This window comes from Arthrobacter sp. Y81 (assembly GCF_002929335.1).
GTDB lineage: Bacteria > Actinomycetota > Actinomycetes > Actinomycetales > Micrococcaceae > Arthrobacter.
The window spans coordinates 584,836-606,822 of sequence record NZ_PJIL01000001.1 but is presented as its reverse complement, the minus strand read 5'-3'; the positions used below and the strand labels follow the sequence as shown (position 1 = coordinate 606,822).

The window sequence follows — 21,987 nt, the reverse complement described above, 5'->3', positions numbered from 1 at the left end:
ACGGTGAGCGGCCCCAGGAACCAAAAGCCTGGAGCCGCTCACCTCTGCCCCCTTGACAACCGGACCTACATATCAGCACTGGACGCCCGGTTCGGGTTTTCCCTGCATCTGAAAGCACGCTGATGAGGACCGGAAAGTGAGTGCGTTCCGGTCCGGGCTGTACTCAATCGAATGGCGGAAGTGATGGGTGCAACGAGCAGGGGTCGTCCGGCACCAAGAACGGCGGGCACGGACCGCATTCGGTCCGTGCCCGCCGTCGCCTGTTCAGCCTGACCTAGTGGTGGCTGCTGACGCCCAACGGGCGTCCCTTGGTCTCCTTGGCGAGGACAACGCCCACAGCCGAGATGACGCACAGGATCATGATGTAGATGCCGATGGACCCGGTCCACTTGGTGCTCTGCATCAGGGCTTCGGCGATGGTGGCGGCAAAAGCGCCGCCCAGGATCGCACCGAAGGCGTAGCCGATCGAGATACCTGAGTAGCGGACGTTGGCCGGGAACATCTCGGCGTACATGGCTGACATGGGGCCGTAGGACAGGCCGAGGCCTATGGTCAGGACGAAGAGGGCCAGGCCGTAAAGCATGATGTTCTTGGTATCGATCAGGGCGAACATCGGGATCATCCAGGCGAACACGATGCCATAGCCGATGAGGAACGTCTTGACGCGGCCGATCTTGTCGGAGAGCCAGCCTCCCACGAGCGTGAAGATCAGCCAGCCGAAGGAAGCCAGCGTAGTGGCCAGCAGGATCTCCGCGACCGGCATCTTGAGCGTTTTGGTGGCGTAAGAGATGAAGAACGCGATGAGCAGGTATCCGGCCGCGTTGTTGCCGATGAAGATCATGGTGGAGTAGAGCACGGACTTCTTGTGGTGTTTGATCAGCTGTCCGAGCGGGGCCTTGGCCTTCTCCTTGCGCTCGATCATTTCCTTGAAGACGGGGCTTTCGGCTACTGCGCGGCGGATCAGGTACCCGACCACGATCAGGACGATGGAGAGCAGGAACGGCACGCGCCAGCCCCACGAGGCGAAGTCTTCCTTGGACATGCCGGTGTTGAGGAAGTACAGCAGGCCCGTGGCCAGGATCATGCCGACGGGAACCCCGATCTGCGGGTAGGCGCCGAACAGGCCGCGCTTGCTCATGGGCGCGTGCTCGACGGCCATGAGGGCCGCACCGCCCCATTCGCCGCCGGCGGAGAAGCCCTGGATGATGCGGAGGGTGATCAGCAGGATCGGAGCCCAGACACCGATGGTCTCGTAGGTCGGCAGCATGCCGATCAGCGCCGTCGCCGCACCCATCATGATGAGCGTGAAGACCAGCATCGCCTTTCGGCCCAGGCGGTCCCCGAGATGCCCGGCAATGATCGCGCCGAGCGGGCGGAACAGGAAGCTGATGCCGATCAGGGCAAAGGACAGGATCTGCGCCAGGCCCGGATTGGAGGCGTTCAGCGGGGCCAGGAACAGCGGGGACAGCAGCGTTGCCGTCAGCTGGGCGAAGATGAAGAAGTCGTACCACTCGATGGTGGTGCCGACCAGCGTGCCTGCGAGGACTTTGCGTTCCTCATGCTTGCTGCTGGGGCCCGCCTCTGAATCGACGTGTGAAGTTGCGGTCATTGGAACTCCGTGGCTGGGGGCAGGGACACTGCCGGAGATGAATTGAAGCCGTGCGATTTACTGATCGAACGGTCAGTTAGTATGAGGATACTCGAATGTGTGACAAAGCGCACTTAAATCTTTGTGGGACCCCTGGCCGCCATCAGCGGCGGCGACCGGGAACCGCACCTTTCCGCCATTTCAGTCCTGCCGGTTGAGGAATTCCCGGACGCGGGCCCGGACAGGCTCGCGGTCGTAGGTGTTGACGAGGGCACCGGCCATCCGGACGGGATCCCCGAAGAAGAAGTACTCATAGAGGGACTGGCGGCCCGAGAACCCTGAGATTGAGGCGTCGAAGGCCAGCTTGAACAGGCGGACACGCTCAGGGCCCGTGAGCGTCTTACCCTGCAGGTACGTGTCGATGTCCGCCCTGGCCCCGCTGTTGACGTCAGCCTCGCCGGGCAGCGCCATCAGCCCAGACGCCGAGAACTTCCGGATGATCTGCGGGAAGCGCTGGGCGATCTTGGGGTACCAGTTCCTGGCGGCGTTCAGCGTGGACCACTTGGGCAGCATCATCCCGGCCTCGTTGAGCCGGGCGTCCGCCTCGGACGCCCGGACCAGCGCCTTGCCGATTTCGACGTCGATAATGAGTTCCGCAATGTCCTCCTGGATGTGCTGGAAGCCGTCGATGCCGATCGAATCGGCGAGCTCGGACGCCAGGCCAAGGAAGAACTCACTCTTGGCGATGGTCCGCGTGACCACCTGGTGCGTCATCAGGGCTCCCGCGCCGGTCTCCGTGTAGAAGGCATTGCAGAGCTGCGGGTTGCCCAGCATGAAGATCCGCTCGCTCGGCACGAACACCTTGTCGAAGATCGCGACGGCGTCCATCTCCTCGTAGCGTGAGGCCAGCGGTTCGTCGTGGGTGCTGCCGCCGTTGTACAGCGAGGTGCGGCAGAGGTAGCGCAAGCCCGGCGCATCGTTGGGGATGGCAAACGCGAAGGAATACGGAGCATCCTCGGGGGTGCCGCGCAGCACGGTCGACGGAAAGACGAGGAGTTCATCGGCAATCGGCGCGATGGTGGCCAGCATGCGGGCGCCGCTGATCACGATGCCGTCCTCGCGCTCTTCGACGATGTGCGCCGTCAGCTGCCCGCCCATCTGCTCGGAGCCCGAGACGGAGCGGTTGACCTGCGGCGGGATCAGCGTATGCGTGGCCAGGACGTCATTCTCGCGCGCCCATTCGTAGTACTTCCGGATATTTTCGCCGAATTTGGGGTCGGCCTGCGCAAACCATTTCTCAGCGGTACCGAGTGCCGTCAGGGCAGAGTTCATATAGTCTCCCGAGCGGCCGAGGAATCCGTTGGACGATTCGGCCCAGGTGGAGATGGCCCTGCGCCGGCGCTGGAGGTCCTCAACCGTCCGGGGAACCAGGAAGGATGCGTTCACCAGGTCGCCGGTTGCGGGCGAGGTGTACGTCAGGGCTTCCTGGTATGCGGGGTCGTGCTGCATGTCGAACAGCTTCGCGTAGGACTTGGCCACGTTGCGGAACGCAGGGTGCTCGGCGATTTTCTCGCTGACCACTTCCCCGTCGATCACCACATGGGGCGTCATGGCGTTGAGCTTGTCCAGGTACTGCTGGCCGGTGCGGATGCCCATTGTTGTTCCTCCAGTCGTCGTTGAGCTGTAGTGGGGTTAGTCAGTGGCCCCCAAGGTTCGGGGATGGCAGCGCTACAGAAGGTCCTCCATGCCCAGCTGGCTCTCCGGGATGGTGGTGAAGGCGCTGTTGGCGAAAGCCAGGGCGTCTCCGTTGCGGTAATTGAAATCCACCACCTCGCCGAGATACAGGGTGTGGTCGCCGCCGTCGTACTCCGCCCATGGCGTGCACTCGAAGTAGGCGAGGACGCTGGACAGCCGCGGCGCTGTCCCACCTTCCACCCACCGGGGTTCGGGCCCCGGGCGGCCGGCGAAGTGCATGGCCAGCTGCCGCTGTTCGGCGCCCAGGATGTTCACGGTAAACGGACGGCCGGCCAGCTCATCGTGCGCCTTGGCGGTCCGCGCAATACCGACCAGGACCAGGGGCGGCTCCATGGACACGGACATGAACGAATTGACGGTGATGCCGTGGCGCTTGGTGGCGCCGTCGAAGGTCACGATCGCCACTCCGGTGGCAAACCTGCCGAGGCTCCCGCGGAAATGGTGGGACCGCGGGGCCGATGTCCTGCCCATGGCTTCGGGAGCCTCTCCCGGGCGGGGCCTGGCAATCATCATTGATCCCTTGGATTGGCTGTTCTATATTTGAATTGTTCTATAGTTGAACGTATAGTTCCCATATGGAACGCTAGCCCAAAGTGAGGCGCAACACAAGACCCTTCGGGCAGGGCGCCACAGTTCCCGGCCTAGGATGGACACCATGACTCAGACCGCAGGCGCCGGCGCACAGGCTGCGCCCGCGCCGGCTTCCCCGTCCCAGACTCTTTCGCGTGGCATCCGCGCACTGGAAATCCTGGCGGAAGCCGAGCAGCCACTCACCATCGCGGAACTCGCGGACGCCATGGGTGTCCACCGTTCCGTGGCGTACCGGATCCTGCGCACGCTGGAGGACCATTCACTCCTGGTCCGGGACGACGCCGGCAGGGTCCAGCCCGGCCCCGGACTGGCCGTCCTGGCGCGGGGGGTTTCACGCACGTTGCAGTCGGCGGCGCTGCCTGAGCTGACCCAGCTTGCCAACAGCCTGAACATGACCGCCTTTATCGCGGTGTGGGACCACCAGGACTGCATCACCCTCGTGACGGTGGAGCCCAGGCACTCGGCCGCGACGGTGGTCCAGCACCCCGGCTCGCGGCACCCGATCAGCGCCGGAGCCCCGGGCATCGCCATCCAGTCGGCGCTCACGGAACAGGACTGGAAGCTGTTGGCACCGGATATCCCCTACCGGGCCGAGGCGGCGGAAGCACGGAAACGCGGCTACGCGGCAAGCCACGACGAAGTCATCGCCGGGGTTTCATCGCTGGCCGTCCCCATCAACGTGCCGGGCGGCCGCCCCGCATCGGTCGCCGTCGTCTATATCCGCTCAACGCAGGATCCTGCCGAGGTGGCGGCCGCCCTGACAACGAGCGCAGCCCGCATCGAGAAGCAACTGCTGTAACGCGCCTGGCCGGCGGCCCTACTTAGCGGCTGCCGGCGTCGCCTTCCTGCGCTGGCGGATTACGACGGCGGCGGCCGCCCCGAGCAGGAACAGCGCCGCTGCGGCGCACACCGGTACGAGGAAAGCTGCGGAATACCCCTGGTGCTGCGCCAGCTGTCCGGCAATGGAGGACCCCAGGGCCGTGCCGGCGACAATGCCGCTGGCGAGGGCTGTCATGACCGTTCCCAGGCGCCCGGCAGGAGCCACCACCCCGCCGATGGCGAACACGGTGACCATCAGCGGACCCACCGGCAGTCCCAGGACAAGCAGAACCAGTACCATCGGGAGCGCCGAGGCCGGGAGCAGCAGGAGCACGGCGAGGCCGGCCATCAGCACAGCGCTGACCATCCATCGTGCTGACAGCGTGAAGCGCCGGGGCCAGTAGGCAACGCTCAGTGCGGCCGCGGCGGAGCTCAGTCCCATGACGGCGTACAGTAGCCCGGCGATTTCGGCGGTGGCGAAGCCAGCGGAGAAGGCGCTCAGCCCGGTCTGGGTGGAACCGAAAAATGTTCCCATGCACACCATGGCCAGGACGGGCAGGGCTACGGCCGCCATGCCCGCGCCCCGGATGCCAGCGGCCGGGGAACCGGCGGCGGGGCCAGCAGCTGGGGAAGTGCCACGTCGGCGGCGCACGCTCAGGGGTACCGCACGGTGCGTGCCGTGGACGGCGAAGGCGGGAACCAGGGTGATGGTCAGGGCAGCGGCGAGGGCAAGCGGGAGCCACGGGGCGATCAGGCTGGCAAGGATGCCCACCAACGCAGGGCCGAGGACGAAGGTCAGTTCATCCGCCGTGCTTTCGTAGGACAGGGCGGCGTCCAGGTCCTGTGCGTTCCCCGTCTTGCTGCCCCGGGCGGTCAGGGCCATCCACCGGACTCGGGCAAGGGGACCCACCTGCGGACAGCTCGCTCCGGCCACGAAACCGGCTGCAAGGACGGGTACCGCCTCCGCCAGGTCCCGGCCTGACGGGACGAGATAGGCCGTGAGGATCAGGGCCACCACGGCGGCGGTATTGAAAATCGCGGCGAACAGCAGCACAGGCCGCTGGCCCAGCCGGTCCGCCCACGCACCGAGGACAGGGGCCCCCAGTGCGGAGCCGATGCCGACGGCCCCGGCTGCTGCTCCGCCGACGGCGTATGAGCCAGTGACCGCGGTAACCAGGGTCAGGGCGCCCACAGTCAGCATGGCCAGGGGAAGACGGGCGAAGAGTCCCAGCGGGATGAATCCCCTGCCGGCCAGCAAAGGGAGCCGGGCGTAGCGGCCACCCGTCGGCGAAGGCGGGCTCGGGAAATCCTGTTCAGGACGAGGGGCGGGGCGTGCGGTGTCCGCGGCCGATGATGTTGCGGCGGATGCCTGCAAAGACGTTGAAGGGGTCATTATTCCGGGTTCGTTCAGGACTGCGCATCGTCCCTCCTCCCGATGCGCGCGACCCGGTAACTCTTCAATTGTAGCCGAGGCCTCAGTGCGGCGAACGAGGACCCGGCGCGTGCCTGCGAGTCATGCCACGGCGTCGTCGGAAATGTGAAGGGTGGAACCGTTGCGACCCTTGACCACCTGCAGCTGGGTGTTGATGCGTTGCTTCATTTCCGGCACATGGCTCACAAGCCCGACCACCCGGCCGCCGTCCCGGAGCCCCTCGAGGGCGTCCATCACCTGTTCAAGGGCCTGCTCGTCGAGGCTGCCGAAACCTTCGTCCACGAAGAGTGTCTCGATGTCGACTCCGCCGGACTCCTGCTGCACCACATCGGCGAGACCCAGGGCCAGGGCCAACGAGGCCATGAACGATTCGCCGCCGGACAGCGTGGCGGTGTCCCTGCGCTGGCCGGTCCACTGGTCCACGACCTCCAGTCCCAGGCCGGATTTGGCTCCGCGGGCCGCTTTGGCGTCCGTGTGCTGCAGGGTATAGCGGCCGTCGCTCATGCCGACCAGCCGCTCCGAGGCGGCGATGGCCACCTGCTCAAGCCTGGCAGCGAGCACGTAGCTGTTCAGGCTCATGCGGTAGGTGTTGTCCCCGGCGCCGCGGGCTGCTTCGGACACGGCGGTCAGCAGCGCTGCACGTTCCCTGGGTCCCTGGCCCGAAGCTGCGAGCCGGGCGTAGTCCGCCGCGATCCGCCGGACGGTCAGCACTGACTTGTCCGCGAGGCCTGCGCCGACGACGGCTTGCCTGGCGGTTCGGTCAGCGGCGGCACCCTCGGCACGGAGCAGTTCGAGCTCCGCGGCCTCCACCGGGCCGTCCACTTCCAGCTCCCGGGCGGCGAGGGTGAGCTCCTCACCGGCGAAGAGTTCCGCGACGCGCGCGGCCTCGTCCTGGCCGGCGCGGATGGCGGCTTCGAGCGCGGCCGCGTCCGGGGCCGGCAGCAGGACGGACCGCACCGCATCCACGGATTCGAAACCGGAGTCCGGGAGCGCCTGTTCCAGCTGCTGGCCGGCGTCCGCGGCCCGCAGCCTGGCCTGTTCGAGACTGGTCCGGGCCGCATCTGTCCGTTCAAGAAGCGCCGTTGTTCCACTCAGGGATGTGATGCGGCCGCCAAGGGCCGGGTAGCCGGCACGCAGTTTGCGCAGTGCCCCGTCCAAGGCGTCGGCCTGTTCCAGGACTTCCAGAAGGGTGGACTCCGTTTTCGCGATGCGGGACTCAGTGGCCGCCTGCGTCGATTCGGCAGCAGAGATCTGGTCGCCCAGTTCCATTTGCCGTTCCCGGCCCGCAGCGAGTTCCCTGGCGGCCAGGACGGCCTGGTCAGCCCGTTCCTTCGCCAGGGCGGCGTCGGCGCGGGCTTCCTCCGGCGGAGTGTCGCCGCCTTGTGCCGCGAGGACGGCGACCTGCTGCCGCACCTCGGCAAGTTCCGTTTCCAGTGACGCAAGGACCGCTTCTGCTGCCTCGCAGGCCTCCTGGGCGCCCCGTTCCGCTTCAGCGACGGCCAGCGCCGCCGTGGCCGCGGGCGCGGGAGACGGATGCTCGGGGCTCCCGCACACCGGGCAGGGCTCGTCCGGCAGCAGCTGGGAAGCGAGTTCCGCCGCGGCATTGGCGAGCCGCTCTTCCCGCAGATCCAGCCAGCGCTGACGGTGGTTCTGGTGGTCATCCCGGGCCAGGCGGTGCCGTTCTGTAACGCCGGAACATACCTGGACCGCTGCGGTGTGCCGGCTGACCATGGCCACGAGTTCTTCTGCGGCCGCGGCTTCCTTGGTCCGCAGCTGGGCCTCCGCAGCGAGCTCCTCGAGGGGCTGCACCCGCGCCAGCAGCACGGCAGCCTCGTCGCGCAGTGCATCAAGGGCAGCCGCGCCGGCCCGGCTTGCCTGCCCCAGCTGCTTCAACGTCGTCTGAAGTTCGGTCCTGCGGGCCACCATCCCGTCCAGCCTGGCCTCGTCAGGCAGGCGTTCCTCGAGCACAGCGCGGAGGGACCTCAGGCGGCTGAGCTCGCTGCCCAGTACTTCTGCCTCGAAGAATGGCTCGCCCGGGCCGCCGTTGCCTTGGCCGGCGGCGGCGGCGGCGGCGGACAGGGCAACAAGCTCCGGATCCAGAAGTACCGCCGCGTGCAGTTTGTCGGCCGCCGCGGCCATCGCCCTGGCAGCCCGCTCTTCGGCGTCCCCGGCCCTGTCCATGGCCTGAAGTTGGCCACCAAGCACTTCGGCCTTGCGGTGCAGGCCAAGGCGCTCAGATTTTTCCTCGAGCTCGGGGGCTGCGGCGTCTGCGGCGGCCCGCCGCCGTTCTGCTGCTGAGAGTTTCGCCTGGCGGGCGGCACGGGCGGCGGCAGCTTCGAGGCGTTTGGCGCTCCCGGTGCGCTGCGCTTCCGCCTGCTCCGCTGCGGATTGCAGTGCCGCTGCTCTGGCCGCAACGGACTCCTGCAGCCAGTCAAGGAGTTCCTCCGGACCCTCCGGCTGCGGGAGGGCACCCGGCAGGTCCTGTTCCGGCTGCGCCGCTTCGGACCGGGCCTGTGCCAGCAGGAGGTCCAACTGGTTGTTCAGGCCGGCGACCTCCGCGCGGGAATCGGCGGCCCGGCGGGCAAGTTCCTGTTCCACGGCTTCGAACCGTTGCGTGCCAAAGAGGCTTTGGAGCAGGTCGAGCCGGTCCGCGGGTTTCGACCGGAGAAACGCGGCGAAGTCGCCCTGCGGCAGCATGACCACCCGGGTGAACTGGTCCCGGTCCATACCCAGCACCGAGCTAATTTCCGCTCCGGCTTCATCGTTCCGGCCGGACTTCTCGATCCACTGCCCGTCCACGCGTTCGCGCAGGAGGGTGTTGGCCTTCTGCTCCGTAAATCCGTTCCTGCCCCGTGCACTGGGCCTGTTCCAGGCCGGGATCCGTGACACTTCAAAGTGCCTGCCCTTGGCGGAGAACTCACAGGTGACCCGTGGTTCGGCGGCGGCATCGGCGTGGTCGCTGCGGAGGCGCTTGCCTTCCTGGCGTGCGCCCGGCACGGATCCGTAGAGGGCAAAGCAGATGGCATCGAGCACGCTGGTCTTGCCGGCACCGGTGGCCCCGTTCAGCAGGAAGAGTCCGTGCGCGCTGAGCCGGTCAAAGTCGATGTGCTCGGTGCCTGCGAAGGGGCCGAACGCGGAAATTTCGAGGCGGTGGATCCTCATCGTGACATCTCCTCCAGGCGTACGGCTTCGAGGGCTTCCCCCAGGACGGCAGCTTCGGCGTCGTTGGTGCTTCGGCCGCGAACGTGTTCGAGGAAGCCGCAGCAGATGGAAAGATCGTCCTCCGCCGCGGCGAGCCTGCTGCTGTAACTCGTCCTGGCGTCCGCAGCCGCGCCTTCGGGATCGAAGCCCAGAACCAGTGTGTCCGGAAAGCGGGCCCGCAGTTTGTCCATGGCCTGGGCGGGACGCCGGGCATCCGTCAGGGTGATCTGGCAATAGGCGGCCTCGGCCCAGGAATGCTCCTCTGCTGAGAGCAGGTGGTCCAGCGTGCCCCGCAGTACGGCGAGGGAGCGCGGGGCGTCCCACAGGACCTCACTGACTTCGGTGATGCCCGTGGCATCCGCTTCGATCAGCCAGCCACCCTTGCGGTGCTTCGCCTCGGAGAACGAGTAGGCGAGCGGCGATCCGGAATACCGGACAGTTGGCGAGAGCGACTGCCTGCCGTGGAGGTGGCCCAGCGCGGTGTAACCGAAGCCGTCGAACAGGTCCAGCGGAACGGCGCCGACTCCGCCGATGCTCAGGTCCCGTTCGCTGTCCGAGCTGATGCCGCCGCTCGCGAATGTGTGGGCCAGCACCACGGTATGGACCTGCCTGCTCGTGGCCCGGGCGTCCACATCGGCCCGGATCCTCCCGGTGGCCGCGCGCGTCACTTCGAAGTGGCTCGCGGGCTCAACGCCCAGCTGCTCGGCGACCAGCCGGGGCTCGAGCCACGGAATGCCGTAGATGGCCAGCACGGGACCGTCAACCGTGGAGTCCAGCGGAAGCAGCACCGGAACGTCCAGTTCGGCCAGCCGGGTCCGGAGGTGCACTCCCCCGCGTTCCAGCAGCCTTGAGGCGAAGCCGAGGCGGATGGCGGAATCGTGGTTGCCGCTGGTGAGGACCACCTGCGCTCCTGCGTCCGTCAGCCGCACCAGGGCATCGTCGAGGAGGCGAACCACGTCAACCCCCGGCAGGGCACGGTCGTAGACATCACCGGCGATCAGGACGACGTCCACCTGTTCCGCGCGGACGAATTCGACCAGCTGGTCGATGAAGCCCTGCTGGGCGTCCAGCATGCCGACGCCGTGGAACGACCTGCCCAGGTGCCAATCGGAAGTGTGCAATAACCGCATGTTCTTAAGCTATCCGCGGGTACCGACAGTATTGCGGAACAGACACGGCAGGGCGGGCAACTACTGTCCGCGCTTGCCGTCGAAGAAGTCGCGGGCGTCGTCGTTGACGGCGTCGCCGCCGTCGGACTTCGGCTGTGCCGCCGGCGTGCGCGGGTCAGCTGCACGGGCCGAAGGCTGCTGCGCGGGGTCCAGGTCGTCGGAGTCCAGGTCGTCTGCGCCAAGGTCGTCGTTGTCAAGACCGTCGTCGTCGGAGTCCAGCGTGGAGTCGTTGCCGGCATGCGTTCGGGCCGGCACCGCCGGCGTCTCGGCAAAGCCGCGGAACACGAGGCCGGCGATCGCGGCGCCCACCAGCGGCGCCACCCAGAAGAGCCACAGCTGCTCGAGGGACCAGGTGTTGCTGAAGATGGCTGACGCGGTTGCCCGGGCGGGGTTGAAGGGGGTGTTGCCCACTGCTTGGCCAAGCTGCAGCAGGACGGCCAGCGTGAGTCCCACGGCGAACGGTGCGGCGGCTTTGTTGGTGTTGCGCGCGGCCGTGGTGCCAAGGAAGACAGCGACCAGCAGGGCGGCGCCCAGGACCTCGACGAGCAGGACGCCGGCCATGGGCGCCTGGATGATGGAGTGCTCGCCGAAGCCTGCGGTCACGGTGTCAAAAGCGGCGCGGGTGTCCTCGATCTTGGGAACAGTCCGCAGGACGCCGAACAGGGCCAGGGTTCCGGCGATGGCGCCGACAAGCTGCGCGCCGAGGTACGCCGCAGCTTCCGGCAGCCTGATGCGGCCGGCGATGGCGTTGCCCAGCGTCACGGCCGGGTTGAAGTGCCCGCCGGAAATGTAGGCGAACGCGAGCATGGCCGCGGTGACGGCCAGTCCGGCGGCAAGGGAGGCCGGCAGCGGGTTGGACTGCGGAATCGTGAACAGCGGGACGCCCAGCCCTGCGATCACCAGGAACAGGGTTCCAAAGGCCTCGGCTGACAGGCGGGCCACAAGCCCCGGTTTGAAGGCCTCCGGAGCGGCGTGCAAATCGGGACTTGAGGTCTGGTGTGCAGGCACAGGGGAGGTCATGTTTTGGAAAATCCTTTGCTTCGTTGCCCAGCCGGTGATTCCGGTGCGCGTGCGGGCGTCGGTGCACCCGGCAATGTACTGTCCGACGTATTCTGCCAATTGAGTCTGGACGCTTGCTGGATCCGAGCTTAGCGGGCGGGCGCCTGTCGTTGCGACTGCGCGCCTGCCCGCGCACCGGCGCGTGACCCGCCCGGGGTAAATTTACTGACATGAGCACTGAACCTTTCCGCCGGACGGCGCCGACGCATGAGTCCCGGATCCATGGCTGCCTGCTGGGCGGCGCCCTGGGCGATTCCCTTGGCTACGCCGTGGAATTCGATGATATTTCCACCATCCGGAGCCGCTTCGGTCCCGCAGGGCTCCAGGATTTTTCAGCGCTCGACGGCGGCAGCCACTTCTCGGACGACACGCAGATGACGCTGTATACGGTTGACGGCCTCGTAGAGGCGCTGGAGTGGGCAAACGACGGGACGGCCGCCGACGCCAACGCCTGCGTGTGGCTTGCCTACCTGCGGTGGCTCGCGACGCAGGGGGTGCCAGTCCCGCCGTCTGCACCGGTCCCGCAACCGCGCTGGATTGACGCTCAGGCAGCCCTGAAGCACCGGCGCGCACCCGGAAATGCCTGCCTCAGCGGACTGGCCACCGGCGAAATGGGCACCGTGTACCGACCGGTGAATCCCGATTCAAAGGGATGCGGCACCGTGATGCGCTCGGCGCCGTTCGGCCTCATTCCGCATGTTCCTGCCGAGGCGGTTTACAAGCTGAGCTCGGACGCGGCGTCACTGACCCACGGGCACCGTTCAGCCCGGCAGAGCGCCGGAGCGTTCAGCCTCCTGATCCATGCCCTCATGAGTGGCCAAAGTCTCCTTGAAGCGGCCGAATTCGCCCTCAACCATGCGCGGGGTCAGGCCGACGCCGAACCGGCGCTCCTTGGCCGGCTGGAGCGTGCCCTTCAGCTCGCGGAAGGGTCGGGGGCCGAAGCGGCCACCGACCAACTGCTCAGTCCGGACGACCTGGTGCGGGAGCTGGGAGAAGGCTGGGTGGCCGAGGAGGCCCTCGCCGTCGCGCTTTACGCGGTTCTGGCCACTGCGCCCGCACGGGAAGTGACACCGGAGACAGCCGGCATGGGACCCGAGGCGCACTTCCGTGACGCCATTGTGCTGGCCGTGAACCACAGCGGAGACAGCGACTCCACCGGCTCCATTGCCGGGAACATCCTGGGTGCCTTCTACGGCGAGGAATGCCTTCCGGCCGAGTGGCTGGCAGCCCTGGAAGCCCCGGAGGTCATCCGGGGAATGGCCGGGCAGCTGATCACGGTTACGGTCGGTTGAAGCTGACGTTGTTGCAGGCTTCGCAGATTTCCGCCGGAATGAGTCCGCGGCGCTGAAGGAAACCGAAGATAGCGCACCCCAGGCAGAACCCCGCGAATGCTTCCAGCGAGGCTGCCAGCACCAGCACGGCCAGGAGAATCCAGGCGGCAGGCGGCAGCCCTGCCGCGAACAGCAGTGCCGCGGCCGTTGACATCGCCGCCCCGATGCCCTGCGCGAAGCGCTTGGGCGGGCCGGGGACCAGCTTTGCCCGGCCCAGGCGCGGTGCCAGGACCTTGACGGAGAGCTGCGCCAGGGGCGAAATCCGGGAGCCGAACAGCACGCGCAGCCAGAAACCGGCGGCGATGACGGCCAGTCCCCATCCCCAGCCCGTCAGCAGGGTGATGGCAGCCAGCACCACCACGAGGCCGGCGGTGATCCGGGCGGCGTACTCATTGACCGGGTTGGGGAATTCGAACACTTTGCGCCAGTCGACGCCGGCGCGCCGGCTTCCCGCCGCAACCACGCTGCCGTTGCCCGGGGTCGCGTCAGCGGAAGTGTCAGTGTCGGTGACTCGGAGTTTGACCATGGTGCAAGGCTAGGAGGCGCCCTCCGGCACCGGAAGCATTGTTGCGCCGTATGACCCGCTGCAGCTTCGTCCGGAAGCCGGCACCCGGAGCCAACGCCCCGGCTAGAGCAGCGCTGCGGTTGCAGGAACCTGGCCGCCCACCATCTGCAGGAATTCGCCTTCGGACAGCACCTCGATGCGCTGGCCACGCTCGTGGAGCTCCAGGACGCGCCTGGCTTTGCCCGTCAGGCGGCCGGAGCGAAGGTCGGACGCCACAAAGCCGTCGCCGACCACCAGCACCGTGGTCCGGCCGGTCACCCTGCTTTCGGGTTGCGCGCCAAACTCCGCCGACAGGACCTTGGCGTCGGGCCGGGGCATGGCGAGTTCGCCCGTGAACACCACCGTCTGCCCGAACAGCGGATGACCGGGCTCGGCGTCGGTGTTCGGCACAGGGTTGGCCCCTTCTTCGGGCCAGCCCGGTTTGAACGCCCGCACCGGCGCGGCTCCATTGCCGCCGGCCGCCCCCAGGGCGGTGAGCGTTGCCTTCGAAAGGCCGTCGCGGGCCGGATCGAACGCCTGCTGATGCGGGAGCGCAAGTCCAAGTGACATGAAGAGTTCGGCGATGCTGCCGGCGCCGTTCCGCCGCGCAATGTCGATCAGGATGCCCGCGCACGCCCTGGCGTCCTCTGCCGCGTCGTGATGGTTGACCAGCGGGACGCCGGCTTCCTCGGCTGCGTAGGGCAGCGAGTTGGAGACGAGCGAATAGCACCGGCGTGAGAGCATCACCGTACAGGCGTAGTCGTAGGCAGGGCCCGGCAGCCCGGACACTTCCAGCGCGGAGCGGATCACGCCCAGGTCGAATGCGGCGTTGTGCGCCGCCAGCACGTCTCCCCCGATGAATGCGCCGATTTCGGGGAAGAGCTCGCCGAAGCGCGGCAGGCCGGCAACGTCCTCGGGCCGTATGCCGTGGATCCGCACATTGTGGTAGTCGAAGCGGTCATGGTTTTCGGGTGGCCGCATCAGCCAGGAGGCTTCCTCCACCACCACCCCGCCACGGACCTTGCTGAGGCCAACGGCACACGGCGAACCGCGGAAGCCGTTGGCTGTCTCGAAGTCGATCGCCGTAAAGTCCAAACCCACGGCTCCACTTTAGCGTCGGCCCGCCCGGGCCCCGGTACCGTTGCCCCGCCTGTCGTGTGTGTCGATGGTCACGCCGCGGTCCGCCGGGCAAAGTCCGGCGCCGGAGGTCCAGTAACCTTGAGGGGTGAACCTACATGCGATGAGTGACTTTGCCGTGTCCACCCTCGGGGGTGCGGGACCCGTGCAGCCGCACCTGGCCTCGTTCCTCCCTGACTGGCTCAACCCCCAGATTTTCCTGGCCGACCCGTCACTTGCCCCCTGGGTTGTGCTGCTGGTCTGCGGCATCATCTTCGCGGAGACGGGTCTGCTGATCGGATTCTTCCTGCCTGGCGACTCCATGCTTTTCACGGCAGGCCTCCTGGTGGCCACGGACACCATCAAGTTCAACATCTGGCTCTTTGCCGCGCTCATTATCGTCTCGGCCATCGTGGGAAACCAGACCGGTTACCTCATCGGTTCCAAGGCCGGCCCGGCGATCTTCAACAAGCCGGATTCGAAGCTGTTCAAGCGCGAGAACGTGGAAAGCGCGCACGCCTTCTTTGAAAAGCACGGCGGCAAGGCGCTGATCCTCGCGCGTTTCGTCCCCATCATCCGCACCTTCGTTCCGGTGATCGTGGGCGTCGCGCAGATGAGCAAGCGGAAGTTCTTCCTCTTTAACGTCATCGGCGCCGTTCTGTGGGGCGGCGGAGTCACGCTCCTCGGTTACCTGCTGGGCGACCGGGTGCCGTGGGTGCGCGACAACCTGGACATCATCTTCATCGTCATTGTGCTGGTCTCCGTGATCCCCATCGGCATCGAGATCCTGCGGGGGCTGTCCGCCAAGCGCCAGGCCGCCCACTTCGGCACGGACGCCGTGGACGAGTACATCGAGGAGCACGCTCCGGAAGAAGATCGCAAGACGAACATGTAGGTCCGGCTTGCGGAAAGCCAGGCAACACGGATAACGACGAAGGCGCCCCACAGTGTGGGGCGCCTTCGTCGTTGTTCCCGAAGCGTCGTTGGTTCCTGAGGCTAGGCCTGCTCCCGCCGGCGATGCTCCGCCAGTGCCTCGACGATGGCCGGGAGCAACGCCCTGAATGCCTGGCCGCGGTGGCTGATGGCGTTCTTTTCCTCCGGGCTCAGTTCGGCGCAGCTGCGGTCAAGGCCGCTCGGCTGCAGCACCGGATCATAGCCAAAGCCGCCTTCCCCCCGCGGTTCGCGCAGCAGCGAGCCCTCAAGCTGGCCGTACTCCACCACCTCGCGCCCGCCGCCATCCGCTGCCTGGCCCGGCACGGCGACAGCCGCCGCGCAGACGAAGGCGGCCCCGCGGTATTCATCCGGAACCTCCGCGAGCTGGGCGAGGAGGAGCCTCAGGTTGGCGGCGTCGTCTCCGTGCCGGCCGCTCCACCGCGCCGAAAAGATTCCCGGTGCGCCGCCCAGGACGTCCACTGCAAGTCCTGAGTCGTCGGCTATGGCCACCAGGCCGGTTGCCTCGGCGACTGCGCGGGCCTTCAGCAGGGAGTTCTCGGCAAACGTCACGCCCGTCTCGGCGACGTCCGGCGCGCCGACGGCGCCGGCGTCCACAACCTGTGTGTCGACGTCGAGCCCTGGAACCTGCCCGCGCAGCAGCTCCCGGAGCTCGCTGAGCTTTCCTTTGTTGTGCGTGGCGAGGACCAGCACGGGAGCCGGGCCAGCCGCGTGGGTCACGGGGCTTCCGCCAGCGTTTCGCGCTGGATGGCCGCGAGCTGTTCGGTGCCCAGCAGGGCCAGGTCCAGCAGCTGGTTGAGCTCGTCGCGGTCGAAGGGGGCGCCCTCGGCCGTCCCCTGGACCTCCACGAACTTTCCGGACCCGGTGACCACGACGTTCATGTCGGTCTCCGCGCGGACGTCCTCCACGTACGGCAGGTCCAGCATGGGGATACCGTCGATGATGCCGACGGACACGGCGGCGATGGTGTCGATGAGGGGCTGCGCGTTCTTGGAGATCATCTTGTTTTCGCGGGCGAAGCGGATGGCCTCGGCAAGCGCCACGTAGGCGCCGGTGATGGCGGCAGTGCGGGTGCCGCCGTCGGCCTGCAGGACGTCGCAGTCCAGCACAATGGTGTTCTCGCCGAGGGCCTTCGTGTCGATGATTGAACGGAGCGAGCGGCCGATCAGGCGGGAAATCTCGTGGGTGCGGCCGCCGATCTTGCCCTTGACGGACTCGCGGTCGGAGCGGGTGTTGGTGGCACGGGGCAGCATGGCGTACTCGGCCGTGACCCAGCCGCGGCCTTCCCCCTTGAGCCAGCGCGGCACGCCTTCGGTCAGGGAAGCCGTGCACAGCACCCGGGTGTTGCCGAATTCGATCAGGGCCGAGCCTTCGGCCTGCTTGGACCAGCCGCGGGTAATGCTGATCGGGCGGAGCTGATCAGGGGTACGGCCGTCGGCACGAATGACGGGGGTGGCAATTGCTTCAGAAGTCATGCCTTTAGCTTATCGACCCGCGCGGTCCCGCCGGACACCGGTAAAAACGCACTGGCAACCGACACACTCCAACCGGCCGGAAGCTTTAGACCGTGTAGTGGACTCCGGCCACGGCAACCGCGACGTCGCCGTTGAACACCGGCTTGGCCTCGGCCATCACTTTGGTCTGCGACGTCCACACCGGAATATGCGTGAGGAGCAGCCGGCGCGCCCCGGCGGCGGCAGCGGCCTCACCGGCGCGCTTGCCGGTCAGATGCACGTCCTTGATGTCGTCGTCCCGGCCTTCCTCGAAGGCGGCCTCGCACAGGAAAAGATCCGCGTCCTTCGCGGCCTCTTCCAGCCCGGCGCAGGAGTCCGTGTCCCCCGAATAGGTAAGCACCCGGGTGACCGGAACGCCGTTGGCGGACGGTTCGGTGACCTCCACCCGAAGGGCGTAGGCCTCCTCCACGGGGTGGTTCACTGCGAACGGCGTGACGGTGTACGGACCGACTGTGACGGACTGCCGTTCAGTCCAGTTGGTGAAGTCGAATTCCTCGTGCATGCCGGGGTCAAGCTCCAGCCCGTACGCCGTGGCCATCCGGTCCGCCGTGGCGGCAGGGCCCCAGACCGGAATCCGGTCACGCCCCCAGCCGCCCGGCTTCCACCGCACAGCCACATGGAGGCCGCACAGGTCCATGCAGTGGTCCGGGTGGAGGTGCGTGAGGAAGATCGCGTCGATGTCCTCCAGGTCCGTGTACCGCTGGATGGCGCCGAGGGCCCCGCTGCCGAGGTCCATCACGATCTTCCAGGTCCGCTCGCCGTCGTGGGCGGTCAGCAGGTAGCACGACGCCGGGGAGCCGGGTCCCGGGAAGGACCCGGTGCAGCCAACAATGGTCAGCTTCACAGGCGGGAACCTCCGGCTGCGGATCCGCTGACGAAGTTGGAGAGCCGTGGCCGGGCGGCGCCGGCCTGGGCGGCTGCGATCATCTCCGGCGTTATTTTTGCCAGGCTGCCTGTGGGGTACTGTGCGGCGACATGGTCCACGTGCCGCACACTGAGCACTTCCGGGCCCAGGAAGCGCCTGGCCAGGGTTTCGAACTGGCCTGCTTCCCCGGTGGCGATGAAGTGGTGCTGCGGCGGCGCCTCGAGTGTCCGTTGCAGATCGTGCGAGACGAGTGCCCGGTAAACGTCCTTGGCTGTTTCCTCCGCGCTGGAGACCAGCGTGACGTCCTCGCCCATGACGTACGAGATCACTCCGGTGAGCAGCGGGTAATGCGTGCAGCCGAGGACGACGGTATCCACGCCGGCCGCGCGGAGCGGTTCAAGGTACTCCCGGGCGACGGCCAGCAGTTCCGGGCCGGTGGTAACGCCGGCTTCCACGTAGCTGACGAACGCCGGGCAGGCCACGGACGTGATGTGCAGGTCCGGGGCGGCGGCGAAGGTGTCCTCGTAGGCGCGGGAGCCCACGGTCGCGGACGTCCCGATGACGCCCACGCGCCCGCTCCGGGTGGCGGCCACGGCCCGGCGCACAGCCGGCTGGATCACTTCGATGACCGGGATCCCGTAACGCGCCGTGTACCGTTCACGGGCATCCCGCAGCACGGCAGCGGAGGCGGAGTTGCACGCGATGGTCAGCAGCTTGACGCCGGAATCGACCAGCTCATCCATCACGCCCAGGGCGTTGGCCCGGACCTCGGCGATGGGCAGCGGTCCGTACGGGCCGTTGGCGGTGTCGCCCACATAGAGGATCGACTCGTTGGGCAGCTGGTCGATGATGGACCGCGCCACAGTCAGCCCTCCGACTCCTGAGTCGAAGATGCCGATAGGCCGCGAGCCCATGGGGCTGTTGTCCGTGCTGATCGCTGGGGAATCCGCCGCAGCTCCCGCTGCCGGATCCGTGCTCGAGGCTGTTGTCATGATTATTCGAGGATAGGGCTTCCCTGTTGGTGCGGCCATCACATTGTGTCGTCCGACTCATGTCGGATGGGTCACACTTGCGTGACGGACCGCCGGCGGCGCACGTTTACGGTCAGCCGCGCGATTCCATGGACTGGAGCATGGCCTGCACCAGCGATTCCTGCAGCCACGTGGTGAAGTTGTACACCAGCGCCAGGTAGCTTTCCACGTCTTCGGCCTGGGACCAGTCCTGCATGGTGTGGACGTGGTCGGCGTCGGCATCGTCCCGGATGTCCAGCCGTTCGGCCAGGACAAGCCGGACGTCGTTCAGCGCCTGGGACCAGAGCCTGGCATCGGCGGGTGAAAGAACAACGTCATTGGTGTCCAGCCCCAGCGCCGCCGCCCGCAGGGCGCCGATCTTATTTTCCCGCAGTGAGCGTTCGGTGAGCTGGCGGAACTCCAGGGAGGCGGCGTCGTCGTTCTTCGTGACGTTGGGCAGGAGCCGCCGCAGCGCGCGGTCCGACGGTTCCTGGACATTCATGTCCAGCCCGATCAGGGCGGTCAGCGGATCTTCGCTGGCACTTTCCGCCGGCTCGAGCATGGAGATGACGTCGTCAATCAGGCTGCGCAGCAGTTCCCGTTCCGCGGGTTCCAGGTACCCGGTAATGCCTTTGAGTCCGTATTTGAATGCCTTAGCCACGTTTGCCTTTACCCTTGCCGGATCCGCCGTCTTTGCCGCCCCCGGCGGCTTTCTCCACCGTTGCCCACAGGCCGAAGCCATGCATGGCGACGGCGTGCTGCTCCACCTGTTCCTTGCTGCCGTGCGCCACGATGGAGCGTCCCTTCTTGTGGACCTCCATCATGAGCTTGTTGGCCTTGGGCTCCGAATAGCCGAAGTAGCTCTGGAAAACGTAGCTTACGTAGCTCATCAAATTGACGGGATCATTCCAGATCACCAGGTTCCAGGGAATGTCCGGGGCCGTCAGGGCGTCGGTGGACGTCACTGTTCCGGTCTGGGTGCTCTCCTGGGTGTCAGGGCCGAGCGCAACGCTTAGGGTCATCTGTCCATTCTAGGGCGATGCGCACTAGAGTGAATTCGTGAGTACCTCTGCTGGCTGGGACCATCCCCGCACGTCTTTGTACACCGACCACTACGAGCTGACCATGCTCCAGGCGGCCCTGCATTCCGGCGCCGCACACCGGAAGTCGGTGTTTGAGGCGTTCGCCCGCCGGCTTCCGGACGGCCGCCGCTACGGGATCGTGGCCGGAACGGGCAGGTTGCTCGAGGGCATCGCGGACTTCCGCTTCGGCGGCCCGGAGCTGGATTTCCTCCGGAGCACCGGAGTGGTCAACGCCGAAACCCTGGACTACCTGGCCGGGTTCCGTTTCACCGGCGACATCTGGGGTTATGCGGAGGGCGAAGCATATTTCCCCCACTCCCCCATCCTGATTGTGGAATCCACGTTCGCTGAGGCCTGCATCCTGGAGACGTACATTCTCTCGGTGCTCAACCACGACAGCGCCATCGCCTCCGCAGCGTCCCGGATGATCACTGCGGCAGGCACCCGGCCCTGCATCGAAATGGGCTCCCGCCGGACCCAGGAGGAATCCGCGGCCGCGGCCGCCCGCGCAGCCGTCATCGCCGGCTTCGACAGCACGTCCAACCTGGAAGCCGGGCGGCGCTACGGCATCAAGACCGTGGGCACCGCCGCCCACTCCTTCACGCTCCTCCACGACACCGAACGGGAAGCGTTCGAGGCGCAGATCGCCTCGCTCGGCAGCGGAACCTCGCTGCTGGTGGACACGTACGACGTCGAAACGGCCGTCCGCACGGCCGTAGACCTTGCGGGCCCCGAGCTGGGGGCAGTCCGGCTGGACTCCGGGGACCTCGTGGCGCAGGCCCAGTGGGTCCGGCAGTTGCTGGACGACCTTGGCAACGAGAACACCAAGATTGTGGTCACCTCGGACCTGGATGAATACGCCATCGCAGCACTGCAGTCTGCACCGGTTGATTCCTACGGCGTTGGCACCTCGCTGGTTACCGGTTCCGGTGCCCCGACTGCGAGCATGGTCTACAAACTCGTCAGCCGCACGGATGATGCCGGGGAATTCGTTTCGGTGGCCAAGGCCGCCAAGAACAAGGCGAGCAAGGGCGGCCGGAAGTACGCGCTGCGACGGCTCAACGAGCGGGGCGTCGCCACTCAGGAGATCGTCGGGGTGGGACACCGGCCCGACGACGACGGCAACGACCGCCAGCTGCTGCAGCAATTCATCAAGAACGGCGAGCTGCTCCCCGGCTGGACCGGAACGGAGGGCGTGTTCCGCGCCCGGCAGCGGCACGTGGACTCCATGGCAGAACTGCCCGCAGTGGTCAACCGGCTGCAGCGTGGCGAACCGGCTATCCCTACTCTCTACGAGGAGAACTGATGTCCCGCGCCCTGATCATTGTTGACGTCCAGAACGATTTCTGCGAAGGAGGCTCCCTCGCAGTCAAGGGCGGTGCTGAGGTCGCCGGGGCAATCAGCGAGTACGTCGATGCCCATCACGGCCAGTTCGACCACATCGTGGCGACCCAGGACTGGCACATCGAACCCGGCCTGCACTTCGCGGAGAAACCCGACTTCATTGACACCTGGCCGCCGCACTGCGTCGCCGGCACGAAGGGCGCGGAACTGCATCCGGACCTGGACACCGAATACATCCAGGCTTATTTCCAGAAGGGCCAGTTCACGGCCGCCTACTCCGGTTTCGAGGGCATCCTTGCCCCCGAGGACGCCGTCCCGACAGGTGACCGCAAGCCCGGCGCCCTGCCGTTGCCGGACGACGCGGTGGCGTTCACTGCCAGTTCATTCGCCGACGAGGATGCGATCGGCCTGGACGACTGGCTGCAGAGCCATGACGTGGAAGACGTGGTGATCGTGGGCCTCGCCACCGACTACTGCGTGATGGCCACGTCCCTGGATGCCGTCCAGGCGGGCTACTCCGTGACGGTGATCCGGGACCTGACGGCCGGGATCGCCGACGACCTCGACGACGCCTACGCCGAAATGGAACTGGGGGGCGTAGACCTGGCCTGAGCCG

At 67.0% G+C, this 21,987-nt stretch carries 20 protein-coding genes; 5 read left to right on the top strand and 15 right to left on the bottom strand.

Annotation, left to right across the window (positions count from 1 at the left end; genetic code table 11):
- Positions 1-274: 274 nt before the first annotated feature.
- The 3 genes from CXQ91_RS02815 to CXQ91_RS02805 form a co-directional block, all read right to left on the bottom strand.
- Positions 275-1,609 (bottom strand): MFS transporter, encoded by a 1,335-nt coding sequence (locus CXQ91_RS02815; RefSeq protein ID WP_104172382.1) that lies wholly within the window; start codon positions 1,607-1,609, stop codon positions 275-277.
- 180 nt (positions 1,610-1,789) lie between these two features.
- A complete protein-coding gene (gene hpaB, locus CXQ91_RS02810; protein ID WP_104172381.1) occupies positions 1,790-3,244 on the bottom strand; it encodes a 4-hydroxyphenylacetate 3-monooxygenase, oxygenase component in 1,455 nt (484 codons plus the stop codon).
- A 72-nt stretch (positions 3,245-3,316) separates the two neighbouring features.
- Positions 3,317-3,856 (bottom strand): flavin reductase family protein, encoded by a 540-nt coding sequence (locus tag CXQ91_RS02805; protein ID WP_104172380.1) that lies wholly within the window; start codon positions 3,854-3,856, stop codon positions 3,317-3,319.
- A gap of 142 nt (positions 3,857-3,998) precedes the next feature.
- Here CXQ91_RS02805 and CXQ91_RS02800 point away from each other — a divergent pair, with 142 nt between their 5' ends.
- Entirely contained in the window at positions 3,999-4,733 is a 735-nt protein-coding gene (locus tag CXQ91_RS02800; RefSeq protein ID WP_104172379.1) for an IclR family transcriptional regulator, read from the top strand.
- An 18-nt stretch (positions 4,734-4,751) separates the two neighbouring features.
- Here the strand turns inward: CXQ91_RS02800 and CXQ91_RS02795 are convergent, their stop codons facing one another.
- The 4 genes from CXQ91_RS02795 to CXQ91_RS02780 form a co-directional block, all read right to left on the bottom strand.
- Complete coding sequence (locus tag CXQ91_RS02795; protein WP_104172378.1) at positions 4,752-6,146, bottom strand: MFS transporter; 1,395 nt, start codon at positions 6,144-6,146, stop codon at positions 4,752-4,754.
- 120 nt (positions 6,147-6,266) lie between these two features.
- Entirely contained in the window at positions 6,267-9,347 is a 3,081-nt protein-coding gene (locus CXQ91_RS02790) for an AAA family ATPase (protein WP_104172377.1), read from the bottom strand.
- Complete coding sequence (locus CXQ91_RS02785; RefSeq protein WP_104172376.1) at positions 9,344-10,516, bottom strand: exonuclease SbcCD subunit D; 1,173 nt, start codon at positions 10,514-10,516, stop codon at positions 9,344-9,346. Before CXQ91_RS02785 ends, CXQ91_RS02790 begins: the two co-directional genes overlap by 4 nt.
- A 60-nt stretch (positions 10,517-10,576) precedes the next feature.
- Entirely contained in the window at positions 10,577-11,575 is a 999-nt protein-coding gene (locus CXQ91_RS02780) for an MIP/aquaporin family protein (RefSeq protein ID WP_104172422.1), read from the bottom strand.
- Positions 11,576-11,784: 209 nt separating this feature from the next.
- Here CXQ91_RS02780 and CXQ91_RS02775 point away from each other — a divergent pair, with 209 nt between their 5' ends.
- The gene (locus CXQ91_RS02775) at positions 11,785-12,906 is read left to right on the top strand and encodes an ADP-ribosylglycohydrolase family protein (protein WP_104172375.1); all 1,122 of its coding nucleotides are present in this window, start codon (positions 11,785-11,787) and stop codon (positions 12,904-12,906) included.
- Here the strand turns inward: CXQ91_RS02775 and CXQ91_RS02770 are convergent.
- Together CXQ91_RS02770 and CXQ91_RS02765 are read right to left on the bottom strand one after the other, a co-directional pair.
- Complete coding sequence (locus tag CXQ91_RS02770; protein ID WP_104172374.1) at positions 12,893-13,471, bottom strand: DUF4395 domain-containing protein; 579 nt, start codon at positions 13,469-13,471, stop codon at positions 12,893-12,895. The two genes, CXQ91_RS02775 and CXQ91_RS02770, sit on opposite strands and share 14 nt — an antisense overlap.
- 102 nt (positions 13,472-13,573) lie before the next feature.
- Positions 13,574-14,590 carry an exonuclease domain-containing protein gene (locus CXQ91_RS02765; RefSeq protein WP_104172373.1) on the bottom strand — a complete coding sequence of 339 codons (1,017 nt, stop codon included), beginning with the start codon at positions 14,588-14,590 and terminating at the stop codon, positions 13,574-13,576.
- Positions 14,591-14,729: 139 nt separating this feature from the next.
- On the opposite strand from CXQ91_RS02765, the gene CXQ91_RS02760 reads away from it, so the two are divergent.
- Entirely contained in the window at positions 14,730-15,500 is a 771-nt protein-coding gene (locus tag CXQ91_RS02760; protein WP_104172372.1) for a VTT domain-containing protein, read from the top strand.
- Positions 15,501-15,601: 101 nt separating this feature from the next.
- Here CXQ91_RS02760 and rdgB read toward each other — a convergent pair whose 3' ends face one another.
- The 6 genes from rdgB to clpS form a co-directional block, all read right to left on the bottom strand.
- Positions 15,602-16,276 carry an RdgB/HAM1 family non-canonical purine NTP pyrophosphatase gene (gene rdgB, locus CXQ91_RS02755; protein ID WP_104172371.1) on the bottom strand — a complete coding sequence of 225 codons (675 nt, stop codon included), beginning with the start codon at positions 16,274-16,276 and terminating at the stop codon, positions 15,602-15,604.
- Positions 16,273-17,031, bottom strand: a complete 759-nt coding sequence (gene rph / locus CXQ91_RS02750; RefSeq protein WP_104172370.1) for a ribonuclease PH — start codon at positions 17,029-17,031, stop codon at positions 16,273-16,275. The genes rdgB and rph overlap by 4 nt, the downstream gene beginning before the upstream one ends.
- An 85-nt stretch (positions 17,032-17,116) precedes the next feature.
- Entirely contained in the window at positions 17,117-17,914 is a 798-nt protein-coding gene (locus tag CXQ91_RS02745; protein ID WP_104172369.1) for an MBL fold metallo-hydrolase, read from the bottom strand.
- A complete protein-coding gene (gene murI, locus CXQ91_RS02740; protein ID WP_374953610.1) occupies positions 17,911-18,927 on the bottom strand; it encodes a glutamate racemase in 1,017 nt (338 codons plus the stop codon). Before murI ends, CXQ91_RS02745 begins: the two co-directional genes overlap by 4 nt.
- Before the next feature lie 112 nt (positions 18,928-19,039).
- Positions 19,040-19,606: a DUF2017 domain-containing protein gene (locus CXQ91_RS02735; protein WP_104172367.1), complete on the bottom strand. Its 567-nt coding sequence runs from the start codon at positions 19,604-19,606 to the stop codon at positions 19,040-19,042.
- Positions 19,599-19,967 (bottom strand): ATP-dependent Clp protease adapter ClpS, encoded by a 369-nt coding sequence (gene clpS / locus CXQ91_RS02730; RefSeq protein ID WP_104172366.1) that lies wholly within the window; start codon positions 19,965-19,967, stop codon positions 19,599-19,601. The genes CXQ91_RS02735 and clpS overlap by 8 nt, the downstream gene beginning before the upstream one ends.
- 37 nt (positions 19,968-20,004) lie before the next feature.
- Between clpS and CXQ91_RS02725 the strand changes: the two genes are divergently transcribed.
- Together CXQ91_RS02725 and CXQ91_RS02720 are read left to right on the top strand one after the other, a co-directional pair.
- On the top strand, positions 20,005-21,333 hold the full coding sequence (locus tag CXQ91_RS02725) for a nicotinate phosphoribosyltransferase (RefSeq protein WP_258073797.1): 1,329 nt from the start codon (positions 20,005-20,007) through the stop codon (positions 21,331-21,333).
- On the top strand, positions 21,333-21,983 hold the full coding sequence (locus CXQ91_RS02720) for an isochorismatase family protein (RefSeq protein WP_104172364.1): 651 nt from the start codon (positions 21,333-21,335) through the stop codon (positions 21,981-21,983). Before CXQ91_RS02725 ends, CXQ91_RS02720 begins: the two co-directional genes overlap by 1 nt.
- Positions 21,984-21,987 lie beyond the last annotated feature (4 nt).